The sequence below is a fragment of the Halobacteriovorax sp. XZX-3 genome (assembly GCF_043196495.1).
Classification (GTDB): domain Bacteria; phylum Bdellovibrionota; class Bacteriovoracia; order Bacteriovoracales; family Bacteriovoracaceae; genus Halobacteriovorax_A.
Map to the genome: position 1 here is coordinate 1,760,331 of NZ_JBEBMO010000001.1, position 13,197 is coordinate 1,773,527.

Sequence of the window (13,197 nt, forward strand, 5' to 3'; positions counted from 1 at the left end):
AATCTCCTTTATATAATTAGTTTTTTGCTACTACTACTTTTGCTGCTCTAATCACTCTACCATTTAGTGAGTAACCATTTTGATATGTTTGTACGATCTCTTGATCTTCTTTTCCTTCTGCTGGCATTTGTGCCATTGCTTCGTGAAAGTGTGGATCGAAAATCTTACCTTCTGTTTCAATCTTTTCTAAGCCATTCGTCTTAAGTGTTTCAAGGAATTGGTTTTTAACCATATCTACACCTGTGTAAATATTTTTAACCTTTTCATCTTCGTCACTTGAAATCGCTTGAAGGGTTCTTTCTAGGTTATCAACAACATCTAAAAGACCCATCATTACTTTCTCAGTTCCAAATTTAATTTGATCCTGTAGTTGTTTCTCGTGGCGTCTTTTTAGATTTTCCATCTCAGCCGCTACGTAATAAAATTTATCCTTAAATTCCATTAGCTCTTTCATTTCTTCAGAAACTTCATTTTCAGTTTCAATTTCTTCAACTTGAGAAGCTTCCTGAGTTTCTTCATTAGTCTCAGGTCCTAATTCTTTTTCATTTTCTTCATTAACGTGAGTTTCAGACATTACAACTACCTCTTTAAATTTATCTCTAACCTAAAGATGGTAGCCTTTGGCCCAGTGTCAACGTTGAGCAATAATTTTTTTTCGAATTGTTTTATAAGTACCTGAAACTACTTAGAAATTTTAAAGATTTCATCTATTATTGTATCTAAGATAAGAAAGCCGCGGGACGTTAAATAAAAGTGATCACGTCCGGCCATCGCTAATCCACGTGATTTCAAAGATTGAACCAGCTCGCTCAAGTCACCCCAATAAGAATCTTTAATCGGAAATCCAACGCTAGATCGAAGATTCATATAGAGTCTCTCAATTTGAAACTCATCTTCACTTAAATTTTCTTCAACAACATCGGCACCCTTGGTCTTCCACTTGTAGCGATAGCGATTGTTTTTAAGATAACCAGTGGCAGAAGGGCCTATTGCTGCAACGGACTCCATTCTCCAGTAATTAAGATTATGAATTGAAGCCTTGTTCTCTTTAGCAAAATTTGAAACTTCATAGTGCTTGAAACCATTTATAGCAAGGAAGTTAGCAACTTTAATATATTCATCACTTATCCACTCTTCATCCGGTAACTCATCGTAGTGCTTATAATGTTTTGGAACAGTTAGGATATAAAGACTAATATGACTCGGATTATAAGTAAGAATCTCAGTTAGCTCAGCAATAATATCACGATTATACTTCTGAGAAAAAGGTAGACCAATCATAAAGTCTACAGAGAAATTATAATTACCTTTATTAAAATACTTTAATGTTTCATGGACATCATCAATATTGTGGACGCGATCAATGATCTTAAGAAAATTTGGGTTTAATGATTGGACACCTAAAGAGTAGCGATTCGCTCCGATACTTCTCCAACTACTTAATGTCTCTTCAGTCCAGGCCCCTGGATTTACTTCAAGAGTAAACTCACAATCCTCTTTCAAAGAAATATTATTGTCTCTTAACCAATCCCTTAAGAAATATGCACCTCGACTGCCCCATAAACTCGGTGTTCCTCCACCAATATAGAGAGTCTCTAGCTCCTTAAGAGTGGCCCTATGGCTATCTAGAATAGTACTGTGCTTTGCAGACATATCTGCAAAGAGCCTTTCGAAATCATCGAGCTGTCCGTCGTTTTCTTTAATTGACTTAAAAAAGTCACAATAGTTACAAAGATGACGACAGAACGGGAAATGGATATATAACGACTTTATTTCTTCCATATTATTTTTTTGTAACCCAGACTATAATTAACAAATACCTAAAATTAAAAGGCAATGTAAATGAAATATGAAATAGAAAAGTTAAATAATGGTTTGGAAGTCATTTTTGTTGATGTTCCAGGAAATACAAGTGCATCTGTACAGATATGGTTCAGAGCAGGCTCAACTCTAGAAGATGAGTCTAACTTTGGAATTGCACACTTTCTTGAGCACATGTTTTTTAAAGGAACACAAAAAAGACCAGGGGCCAAGATTGCTCACGATGTAGAGTCATTTGGAGGCGAAGTAAACGCATTCACTTCTTTTGATTACACTTGCTATTATATAAATTCACCAATCGCCTACTTTAATACATCAATCGATATCATTATGGATATGGTATCTAACCCAATGTTTAAACAAGAAGATCTAGTGCCTGAAAGAGAAGTAGTTTTTGAAGAATATCGTAGAAGCCAAGATAACCCAGGCCAATACTCATTTCAAAGAATTCAAGAAATGTCTTTTAACGGTGGTTACGCTCACCCGATCCTTGGAAATGAAAAAACAATTAAAAACTTCACACGTAATCAGTTAATTGATTTTAGAAACAATCACTATAATAATGCTAACGCATTCTTAGTTGTTGCAGGTGACTTAAAAGAAAAAAAGAAATACATAAAGACAATTGAAGGTTATGAACTACCAAAAGGTAAACGATCTGAAAGACCTTCATTTTCTCTTCACAAAAAATCAACGATTGAGATTCATAAAAAAGACGTACGTATGTGCCAATTAACAATGGCCATCGAATGTCCACCGATGAAATCAGACAGTGCAGCAGGTGAAGACCTCGCCTACAATGCTCTAGGTTATGGAGAGACGTCACCTCTTTATAAAAATCTTGTTTTAAATAATACGATAGCAAATAATTGTACATCTTCTTCAATGTTCTTTGCTGACGGTGGTATTCACTTTTTAAGAATCAACTTCCCAAAAGAGAATTATCAAAAAGTCATGCATGAGCTAGAAAAAACGATAACAGAAGCTACTACTGTTGGACTTAAAGAAAATGATATTAAAAAGATCAAAAACCAATATGTAGCAGCTAAAATCTATGAAAAAGAATCTCTTGAATCTTATGCTTTTTCTCTAGGTAGTAGTTACGCTGGAGCAAAGGATCTTGAGATCGAGCAAGAATTTATCAACAAGATTAAAAAGACTAGTCTGAAAGAAGTAAATAAGAAGTACTCTGATATTTTTGGACGCTCACTTCATCTAAGTCTTCAAATTCCAAATGAATTAAAGCCGCAAGAGTTCAAACCAAAACTTGTGGAGTTTAAGAATAAAATTGCGAAACTTAAAAAGAATACGAAAGAGCAAGCCATTAAGGCCACTAAGTCTAAGCATGATCCAGCAACTCAAATTGTTGAAATCAAGCCAGGAATTAAACTTCTTTATCGCTATAATGCAATTACACCTACGTTTGTCATGCATGCTTACCTCAAAGGTGGCCTAGTTGATGAAACAATAAAGACAAACGGATTATACAGCCTAATGAGTTCACAACTTACAAAAGGCTATAAAGGTCTAAGCTACGAAAAGCTAAAATTAGATCTTGATAATAAATCAACGATGTTTAACAGCTTCTCTGGAAAGAATGCATACGGAATGACGATGCATGGTCAAAGTGAATACTTTTCAGACCTATCTAAGCACTTTTTCAAGTCACTAATTCACCCTACTTTTCAAGCAAAGTTTATTGCGCATGAAAAGAAGTTAATCTTTAGAACTATTGAAGCCAATAAAGCGGACCCGACAAGGCACTGCTTTAATGAAGCTACTAACTTACTATTTAAAGGACATTCATATGCCCTTTCAACTATTGGAACAGAAAAGTCTGTTAAAGCGCTAAAGAAAGAAGATCTAGCGAAAGTTCATGAGAAAAACTTAAGAACAAAAGAAATGCTTATCACTTTTTGTGGTGATCTTTCTTTAGATGAAGTTAAAGAGAAAGTTGAATTCTACTTTAAAGATTTAAAACCTAGAAAAGATAAGAAGAAAGAAGCAAAAAAAGTTGTTCCTATTAAAACAGTTGAAACACATATCGATTTTGATCGCGAACAAACACAAATTCTAATTGCTACTCAAACAAAGAAACTTACCGCCAAAGAAAATGTTGTTTTCAAAATGTTAACAACTCATTTATCAGGTCAATCTTCTGAGTTATTTGTTGATGTTAGAGATCGCAAAGGATTATGTTACGTTGCTCAACCAATTCATATGAATGCTCTAGAAGCAGGATATTGGGGAATTTATATGGCCAGTGGCCATGATAAAACAGTTGAAGCAATTAACGCTATCAATGCTATTTTATCTAAGTTACAAAAAGAAGGTCTCTCTAAATCTGATTTTGATCGCATTAAAATGATGATTGATGGTCAAAATCAACTTAACCTTCAAGTAAATGACGACTATGCAAATGTTTACTCTGTTCCTGCATTACACGGCCTTGGTGTTGATTACTTCTATAAATCAAATGAAGAAATTAGAAATTTTAAATATGAAGATTTCCAAAAAATCATCAAAAAAGTATTAAAACAAAATTGGATCACAATTACAGTTGGGAAATCACTTAATAATGGTATCCCAACTACGATACATCCTTAGTAAAGAGTAGATACTGCTCTTCATTTAAGTTGCAATCGCTTTGCAGTAAACTCATCAGATTAATGATGTCATAAAACTGCGAAGCGAGATTCTTAAAGAAGCCACTAGAATCATAGAATGTATGTTGATAGTGATCTAGTTTTTGATATGCAGTTTTACCAACCTCACAATAGTAGCCCAAATCAATAATTTTCTCGTTAACCGAATTTGAGAAATAACCACATAAAAATAAAGCTGTGTCAGCGATATCTCTTAATTCTCTTTTCTTTTCTCGCTCATTAAGATGTTCAGCTTGAAGTAGTTTCAACCCAAGAGTTTTCTCTCTTAATCTTCCATCTTTCTGCTCTTCAAAATAGTGCTGGGAAAGACCAAACTTATCCATAACTAATGATGAATAGAAAATAGATAGTTGCGGTAAAGGGTTTTGCCTTCTTAGGTTTATGCGATGCAGTTCATCATAGAAATATGCCTGCAGTGAAGGTTCAAGAGAAATGTTGGTCGTATGCTTTTTCACAATCTCCTCCGTATCTATAAATTATAACTTAATCTCATGACGCAAAACAACAACGAAACAAATTCCTAGGTTTTTATGGTATAAAGTTGGAATGAATATGATCGGAAAAAAGCTCAGTGATTTCAGTGTTTTAAACGAAGCTGTTATTGAAGAGATCTTGGCCATTGCAAAAACAAGACCTTATATCTTCTTTGATATGGATGGAACAATATTAAATAGTGAGCCTCTTCACTACGAAGTCGTAAAATCTTTATGCCAAGGAAAGAAAATTCCATCAATGGAGGAAACTTATGGCATGTCCGATGGTGAAGTTTTTCCAATGATCCAAGAGGCATTAGGCCTCAACCACTTAGACGAGTATTTGACTAAAAAAAATGAAGCCTTAGTTAAGCTTATTGGCCAGTCTGATGCAAATAATATAAGACATAGAAATATTCATTCACTGCTTAAACGCTTAAAAGACAGTGATATCCGACTTGCACTAGTAACAGCAAGTCAATACGAAGTAACTCATCCAATTTTAAAACATTGTGAACTAGACTGTTACTTTGAAAAAATAATTACAGAAAGAGAAGTAGATAAAACGAAGCCTGATCCTGCACCATATCTATTGGCACAGGATTTTTTTAAAGCTCAAACACACGAATGTCTAATTTTTGAAGACTCACCGACTGGAATTGAAGCCGCTCAAAGAGCAGGAATTGATCACGTAGTTGTAAAGTGGTTTGAAGGAGAATAAATGCCAAATAATTCAAAAGATAACTTAAACACTTGGAAAGAATTAGCTGACAAAGAAACAAGAGGTAAAGGCCCTAAGGTTACTCAAACTCCAGAGGGGATTGAACTTAAATCTCTTTATACAAAAGCTGATCTAGAAAATAATAACCTCGTTGATACAATGCCAGGAATGGATCCGTTTATCAGAGGACCAAGAGCTACGATGTATACAGGACGTCCATGGACGATTCGCCAGTATGCTGGTTTTTCTACAGCAAAAGAATCAAATGATTTTTATAAGAAGGCACTAGCGGCAGGTGGACAGGGTGTTTCAGTTGCATTCGATCTTGCTACTCACAGAGGTTACGATTCAGACCATCCTCGTGTAAAAGGTGATGTTGGTAAAGCTGGTGTTGCAATCGATACAGTTGAAGATATGAAAGTACTCTTTGATGGAATCCCATTAGATAAAGTATCTGTTTCGATGACAATGAATGGTGCTGTATTACCTGTTCTAGCAGGATATATTGTTGCAGCAAAAGAGCAAGGTGTATCTCTTGATCAACTTTCAGGAACAATTCAAAATGATATCTTAAAAGAGTTCATGGTAAGAAATACTTATATATTCCCTCCAGCTCCTTCAATGAAAGTTATCGCAGATATTTTTGAATACACTTCAACTAATATGCCGAAGTTCAACTCTATCTCGATTTCTGGTTACCATATTCAAGAAGCAGGTGCAGATGCTGCCTTAGAGCTAGCTTACACTCTTGCAGATGGAAAAGAATATATCGACACTGCAATTAAAGCAGGTATGCAGATTGATCAATTCGCGCCAAGACTCTCATTCTTCTTTGGTATTGGAATGAACTTTTACATGGAAATTGCAAAGCTTCGCGCGGCAAGACTTCTATGGTCTGAAATTGTTGAAAGATATGAGCCGAAAAATATTAAATCGAAAATGCTACGTACCCACTGCCAGACTTCTGGTTGGTCATTAACGGAACAGGATCCATATAACAATATTATTCGTACTACAATTGAAGCAATGGCAGCGGTATTCGGTGGTACACAATCTCTTCACACGAACTCTTTTGATGAAGCGATTGCACTTCCAACTGAATTCTCTGCTCGTATTGCAAGAAATACTCAAATCATCCTTCAGGAAGAAACAGGAATTACAAACACTGTTGATCCATGGGGTGGTTCATACATGATGGAAACTCTGACGAAAGAGATTGCAGACAAAGCTCGAAGCTTAATCAAAGAAATTGAGGAAGCTGGTGGCATGGCAAAAGCAATTGAGACAGGTCTTCCAAAACTTAAGATTGAAGAAGCCGCGGCACTTAAGCAAGCACGTATTGATCGCGGTGAAGATGTAATCGTAGGTGTAAACAAGTATAAGCCAACAAAAGAAGATCACGTTGAAGTTCTTGAAATCGATAACGTTCAAGTTCTTAATGAACAAATCAAAAGACTTGAAGAAATTCGTGAATCACGTGATGAAGCGAAAGTTAGTGAATGTATGGCAAAGCTTGAATATTACGCTAAAACTGGAAACGGCAATGGTTTAGAACTTGCTGTTGAGGCAATGGAAGCGCGTTGTAGTGTTGGTGAAATCACTTATGCACTAGAGAAGGAATGGGGACGCTACAATGCAAATACAAAAACTGTTTCAGGTGTTTATGGTAAATCATTTGAAAGCGATGAGGAATGGATGAGCATTAAAAACGAAATTGACCAATTTGAAAGAGACTTTGGACGTCGTCCGAGAATTCTCGTTGCAAAGATGGGGCAAGATGGACATGACCGTGGAGCCAAAGTTGTAGCAACAGCATATGCAGATGTTGGTTTTGACGTTGACCTTTCTCCGCTTTTCTCAACTCCGGAAGAAGTTGCGAAGCAAGCTGTAGAAAACGATGTTCACGTCGTTGGTGCATCTTCACTTGCAGCGGGACACAAAACATTGATTCCAGAACTAATTGCTGAGCTTAAAAAACTTGATGCAGAAGATATCATCGTTGTTGCAGGTGGAGTAATTCCTAGAAAAGACTATGACTTCCTTTATGAAGCTGGTGTTAAGGGAATCTATGGACCAGGAACAACAATTGCTGAAGCCGCAAAAGATGTAATTACAAAAATCAAAGAGGCACAAAAGTAATGCAAATTGATATCCAGAAATTAAAAAGTGGAAATATTAGATCACTTTCTAAATTCATCACTTTAATCGAAAGTAAGAAAGCTGAGCATCAAAAAGAAGCTCAGGAGCTCTTAAACGAAATTCTTCCTCTAACTGGAAAATCAATTCGTATCGGTATTTCTGGAACGCCTGGGGTTGGTAAATCTACATTTATTGAATCCCTGGGACTTCTCTTAATTAACAAGGGACTAAAAGTCGCAGTCTTAGCAATTGATCCAAGCTCACCACTAAGTGGTGGAAGTTTACTTGGTGACAAAACTAGAATGGAGAAACTCGCCCAAGAGAAAAACGCTTTCATTCGCCCTACACCATCATCAGGTAATCTTGGCGGTGTCGCACTAAAGACTAGAGAGGTCATGCTTGCATGTGAAGCTGCTGGCTATGATGTTGTTCTAATCGAAACTGTTGGTGTTGGTCAGTCGGAATACGATGTTGCAAATATTGTGGACTTATTCACAGTACTTCTGCTACCAGGCGGAGGCGATGAACTTCAAGGAATTAAAAAAGGAATTATTGAATTATGTGACAATATTGTCATCAACAAAGCAGATGGCGATAACAAGCAAAAAGCTCACGATACAATGGTTCAGTATAAGTCTGCCCTTGGAGTAATCAAAACAGATCGAAAGATTGGTGCCAATGTTATGATGGCCTCGGCCCTAGAGAATAAAGGCGTAACTGAGTATTGGGACTTGATTGAAAAGATTTATCAGGAAAATCAGGAAAAGATTCAACTAAAACGTAAAAGACAAAATCAAGATTGGCTTAAGAAACTATTTAATGAACTACTTGAAAACAGAGTTAGAGCTAATCCATCACTTCAATCTGAATGGACTAAGCTCAACGATAATATCTTAAATGAAGTTGAAACACCTCTAAGTGCTGCAAATAAATTAATTCATATTTTATTTAATAATTGAACACTTCATTTTCTTCGTTACACTTTTAGGGCCAACAAGTTTTAACTCTCCTTCCTTACCCTTTAAAATGAATCGAAAACCAAGATAACCTTCAGCCTTAAGCACACCAGTATAGTTTGCCCCAGATTGCTTTACTGAAACATCATAAGTAGATTCTAAAGTTTTAATGACGGCCTTATTTTCATGAACACTAAAAGAATAGCCTTCACCCTGGCAGCTTATATTTGTCGAATTTGCAAAAGCAAAAGATGTAATAAGAGAAATAATAAACAATTTAACTAACTTCATTCAATCTCCTAGATCGAAATATAGAACTTACCATCTTCAAAAGTAACATTACTTCCAACAATAGCATTCTTAATAATTTTTTCAATTAACCAGATCCATTTAACCTTGATAAAGCCAAACGGAACAACTACATCTGTTACATCCATAATAATTTGAGATTCTTTTTCATTAAATGAAACACTTGCCGTCAGATCAACATCAAAATTCTTCTTAAGAAGAACATTCTTATATGCATGGGCCTTAACCTTAGCGACACCATTAGTAATTTTAATTGAAATATCTGAAAGGTTAGATTTATCTAAGCTTAGATTTTCTAGTGGCCTATAAGAATCAATTTCCAAGTTCTTATATCGACTCGAAACTGTTTGTCTTGAGATCACACGTCCACGAGGGTCTGTAATTGTTTTAATATCTTCATTTGTTTTTAACTTAGCAATGTCTATAGATCCATCAATTAAACATTCTTTGATCATTGAAGGAATATCTAATAAGTCAGATTGAATAAGCTTTTGGCATTTAACGTTCAGATCCTTAACTGTTACTGATTTTTTAGAATCAATAAATTGAAAGATATCTGAATGAAAGTTAAGCCTCTCATTTTTCACATTTAACGTATCAATATCAAAATAAAATTTTGTTTTCTCTTTAGAGTTTGAAACTAAGATCTTTGGAACATTTAAGGCCGCAGTATTTTCACAACCACTCATAAGAGAGTCCGAATCGATCTCAATCAGATCCTCATCCTTCTCACACTTGAGATCTACAGATTTTGCCTGAACATCATATTGTTTATAGTCCATAACAAGTAAAGGTGAAGCAATTTGTAAGAATCTCGCAGCTTGTAACTGCATTGTTCCAATGTCTCCTCTTGCTGTAAATATAGCACCATCTTGTAATTTCTTTTTTAAAGCAAAGTTAACAGGCTCTTTGTACGATTTAGGAGTAATATTAAGCTCGGTCATACAACCCTTAACAATTCCATCTCCACTTGCCATATCATAATCTGGATCATTCGTTGTACAGAAAACAAAAAAGTTATTTGCCTCGAGCTCTAAACCTTCTCTATCCATAAAGAAACTTGAACCATTTATATTAAAGTAAGTAGCATTAATGGCAGTTTCAGCATTATTCATTTTTAATTTATCGAGGGTATTTAAAAAAGTATTTCCACTCATATCAAATTGAGCAGTCATCGAACCATTATCAAGCTTCAATTGATTATTCTTAAAATAAACTTCAGCACTTGATTTATTCTTATCTCGATCAGAAATATTAAAAGAAAGAGTGTCACGCGAGATTATTGCACTTTCATATTCCATGTAGCCCATTCGACCAAATATATCATCCTGCTTAGAAACATTAAGGTCATGAACTTTAACTTCAATAAAGCTATTAGCAATTGCCAGAAATGGTGTAAGTGATAAAAGGATTAATTTCTTCTTTAACATAGAACTGAATATAGAAGAAAAAGATGCCAAGATACTGAAAGTTGAAAAAATTCAGTACCTTGTCTATTTAATAAACATTAGAATTCATAGCCTAAACCACTGGAATTACTACAAAATCCCAGCGCCTTGCCTAATGACATCGGCTTCACCATTAGTGAAGTCAACAATAGTTGATGAGCCTACAAATTCGTGTTCACCTGGATCGACAATCAAAGTAACAACACCTGCAAGCGACTCTTCAATCATATAAGAATAGAGTTCACCATAAGAAGATAGAGCCGGAGTAAATTTATCTAAATCAATATTACTTGATAAGACCGGTTCACCATGGATTTCTAGTAAGCGACTAATCAATGTCGAAGGTACAAATCGAATTCCCACTTCATGATCAGTTTTATTTGCGGCCACAGCCTTAGTAATCTTCTTATTGGCATTAAAAATAAATGTATAGTGACCTGGGATAATTCTCTTTATATAGCGAAATACACCATCATCAATATTAGCAACATCAGAGGCCATTGAAATCGAATCACATAGAAGAGAGAAAGCCTTTAGCTTTGGAGCATTCTTATACTTGTAGATTCTCTCAATCCCCTTCTTGCTAAAGGGAGAAGCAATTACAACCCAACTAGTATCAGTCGGTAAGCACACAAGCTCTCCATTATTAAGAGCTTGTGAAACTTTTTGTAATACGCGATCATCTGGATTTTCTGCAATTACATATTCAATCAATGCTTACCTCAAGTATTTTAAGAATTCATTATCGTTAGAGATTATAAACTTAGTTTTACCTTTAATCGATGTTTTATATGCTTCTAGAGAACGTACGAACTCAAAAAAGCTTGGGTCCTGAGAAAATGTCTTAGCATAGACTGCAGAAGCCTTTGCTTCAGCACGGCCCTTAATCAATTGAGACTTCTTATAACCTTCTGATTGAATTGTTTGTAAATCTTTTACCAAACGTCCTTCAATCTTGGCCTTTTCACCTTCACCAATTGATCTGATCTTCTGTGCAATTCTTTGACGTTCAGAGATCATTCTTTCGTAAACTTTACGCTCAACTGATTTCTCGTATGAAATACGTCTTAATTGTACATCAATTAATTGAATACCAAATTGTTCTAACTCTCCATCGGCTTTGCTTACGATTAATTGAGATAATTTTTCTCTACCAACGCTTACATCTTCAATGTCACCAGTTATTTCTTCTTCAATTTCGTTAACATCTACTTTAGTAGCATTTAACTTTTCAATAATTGCATTTGAATTACGTACGGCCTCAACAAGATCGTGAGATGAAATCACATTTCTCGTCGCAGAGTCTAAAATTGTATCGATTCTCTTTTTAGCACCTTCAGTATTTCGAACGGTCTGAATAAACTTAAGTGCATCAATTATTTTAAATCTCGCAGTTGTATCTACTTTAATAAATTTCTTATCCTTTGTAGGGATTTGATTTGGAAAACCATCCCAACTAAGAATTCTCTTATCAACGAAACGTACATCTTGAACGAAAGGCTTTTTAAAATGAAGGCCAGCATCAGTAATTGGATTACCAACAGGTTTACCAAATTCAGTGATAATTGCTTGTCTTCCTTCACTTACGATAAAGAGTGACTGTTTTCCTAAAACTAAACCTATAAATAGAATAACAATTAGAATTAATGCTTTATTCATTTCTTAGCTCCTTGGTCATAAATAGGAAGTAATCCCTTAACCTTTGGATCAATAATTGTAAGATTGTCGTACTTCTTATAAAGCCCTTCCATTGCTTCAATATAAAGACGCTTCTTTGTAATCTTAGGGGCACGACGATACTCTTTTAGGATTTCTTGAAACTTTGCAACATCCCCTTCTGCACGGTTTACAAGAGCAGCTGCATAACCTTCAGCTTCAGATACCATTTTCTCCGCCTTACCACGTGCCTCTGGAATAACTTTGTTATAAGCACCTTCTGCTTCGTTAATGGCCTTTTCTTGTTCTTGCTTTGCTTCGTTAACTTCGTTAAATGAAGCTTTAACGACTTGTGGAGGATTAACATCCTGAAGCTTTACAGAGATGATCGAAACACCCATGTCATACTTATCAATTACTTCTTGCATAAGTAGCTTAGCATCAGCTTCAATTTCTACTTTACCAACAGTTAAGACATCAGTAACTGATCTATCCCCAACAACTCGTCTCATAATTGATTCTGAGATATCGCGGATATTTCTTACTGGCTCACTTGTTTGAAAGATAAACTTGAAAGGGTCACGGACTTGGTATTGAACGGCCCACTCAACTGAGGCAACATTTAAGTCACCTGTAAGCATAAGTGACTCGTGATCAAAGTTATCACCAGAATAAGAAGAACGTCGTGATCTCGAACTCTTTGTTCTAAATCCAAACTCTTCTTGAAGAACAGTTTTAACTTTAACCTTAATTACTTCATCAACCCCAAATGGAATCTTAAAATGAAGGCCTGGAGTATTAGTATTAATATACTTACCCAGACGAATTACGACGGCCTCTTCATCAGGCTCGACAGTGTAAAAAGATGTGTATCCGAAAATAACTAAAACAATGAATATAAAAAAGGGCCCAAGTAACTTGAGCCCCTTATCTAAATCTTGTTTCATTTTTTCGAAGTCATTTCTTGGTGCTTGTCCATTATTAAAAGACATTTGCTCTCCTTGACTT

The 13,197-nt window shown here is 35.4% G+C and carries 12 protein-coding genes; 4 read left to right on the forward strand and 8 right to left on the reverse strand.

Features of this window, described 5'->3' with window-relative positions; translation table 11 throughout:
• Nucleotides 1-16: 16 nt before the first annotated feature.
• Both grpE and ABMA70_RS08365 read right to left on the reverse strand, forming a co-directional pair.
• On the reverse strand, nucleotides 17-574 hold the full coding sequence (gene grpE, locus ABMA70_RS08360; protein WP_103219281.1) for a nucleotide exchange factor GrpE: 558 nt from the start codon (nucleotides 572-574) through the stop codon (nucleotides 17-19).
• A 107-nt stretch (nucleotides 575-681) separates the two neighbouring features.
• On the reverse strand, nucleotides 682-1,782 hold the full coding sequence (locus ABMA70_RS08365) for a coproporphyrinogen-III oxidase family protein (RefSeq protein ID WP_392990477.1): 1,101 nt from the start codon (nucleotides 1,780-1,782) through the stop codon (nucleotides 682-684).
• Nucleotides 1,783-1,842: 60 nt separating this feature from the next.
• Between ABMA70_RS08365 and ABMA70_RS08370 the strand changes: the two genes are divergently transcribed.
• Nucleotides 1,843-4,428 carry a pitrilysin family protein gene (locus tag ABMA70_RS08370; protein WP_103219279.1) on the forward strand — a complete coding sequence of 862 codons (2,586 nt, stop codon included), beginning with the start codon at nucleotides 1,843-1,845 and terminating at the stop codon, nucleotides 4,426-4,428.
• On the opposite strand, the gene ABMA70_RS08375 is transcribed toward ABMA70_RS08370, so the two are convergent.
• A complete protein-coding gene (locus tag ABMA70_RS08375; RefSeq protein WP_103219278.1) occupies nucleotides 4,412-4,942 on the reverse strand; it encodes a hypothetical protein in 531 nt (176 codons plus the stop codon). The genes ABMA70_RS08370 and ABMA70_RS08375 overlap by 17 nt on opposite strands.
• Before the next feature lie 91 nt (nucleotides 4,943-5,033).
• On the opposite strand from ABMA70_RS08375, the gene ABMA70_RS08380 reads away from it, so the two are divergent.
• From ABMA70_RS08380 to meaB, 3 genes are read left to right on the forward strand one after another with little or no spacing between them, the layout of a single operon-like run.
• Complete coding sequence (locus tag ABMA70_RS08380) at nucleotides 5,034-5,681, forward strand: HAD family hydrolase (RefSeq protein WP_392990475.1); 648 nt, start codon at nucleotides 5,034-5,036, stop codon at nucleotides 5,679-5,681.
• A complete protein-coding gene (gene scpA, locus ABMA70_RS08385; protein WP_103219276.1) occupies nucleotides 5,682-7,820 on the forward strand; it encodes a methylmalonyl-CoA mutase in 2,139 nt (712 codons plus the stop codon).
• A complete protein-coding gene (meaB, locus tag ABMA70_RS08390) occupies nucleotides 7,820-8,779 on the forward strand; it encodes a methylmalonyl Co-A mutase-associated GTPase MeaB (RefSeq protein ID WP_103219275.1) in 960 nt (319 codons plus the stop codon). The genes scpA and meaB overlap by 1 nt, the downstream gene beginning before the upstream one ends.
• On the opposite strand, the gene ABMA70_RS08395 is transcribed toward meaB, so the two are convergent.
• From ABMA70_RS08395 to hflK, 5 genes are all read right to left on the reverse strand, one after another.
• A complete protein-coding gene (locus ABMA70_RS08395) occupies nucleotides 8,765-9,067 on the reverse strand; it encodes a hypothetical protein (RefSeq protein WP_103219274.1) in 303 nt (100 codons plus the stop codon). The two genes, meaB and ABMA70_RS08395, sit on opposite strands and share 15 nt — an antisense overlap.
• A gap of 8 nt (nucleotides 9,068-9,075) precedes the next feature.
• Complete coding sequence (locus ABMA70_RS08400; RefSeq protein ID WP_392990471.1) at nucleotides 9,076-10,515, reverse strand: hypothetical protein; 1,440 nt, start codon at nucleotides 10,513-10,515, stop codon at nucleotides 9,076-9,078.
• Between the two features lie 108 nt (nucleotides 10,516-10,623).
• Nucleotides 10,624-11,247: an L-threonylcarbamoyladenylate synthase gene (locus ABMA70_RS08405; RefSeq protein ID WP_103219272.1), complete on the reverse strand. Its 624-nt coding sequence runs from the start codon at nucleotides 11,245-11,247 to the stop codon at nucleotides 10,624-10,626.
• A gap of 3 nt (nucleotides 11,248-11,250) precedes the next feature.
• Nucleotides 11,251-12,192, reverse strand: coding sequence for a protease modulator HflC (hflC, locus tag ABMA70_RS08410; protein WP_392990469.1), 942 nt, complete (start codon nucleotides 12,190-12,192; stop codon nucleotides 11,251-11,253).
• Nucleotides 12,189-13,181, reverse strand: a complete 993-nt coding sequence (gene hflK / locus ABMA70_RS08415) for an FtsH protease activity modulator HflK (protein ID WP_103219270.1) — start codon at nucleotides 13,179-13,181, stop codon at nucleotides 12,189-12,191. Before hflK ends, hflC begins: the two co-directional genes overlap by 4 nt.
• Nucleotides 13,182-13,197 lie beyond the last annotated feature (16 nt).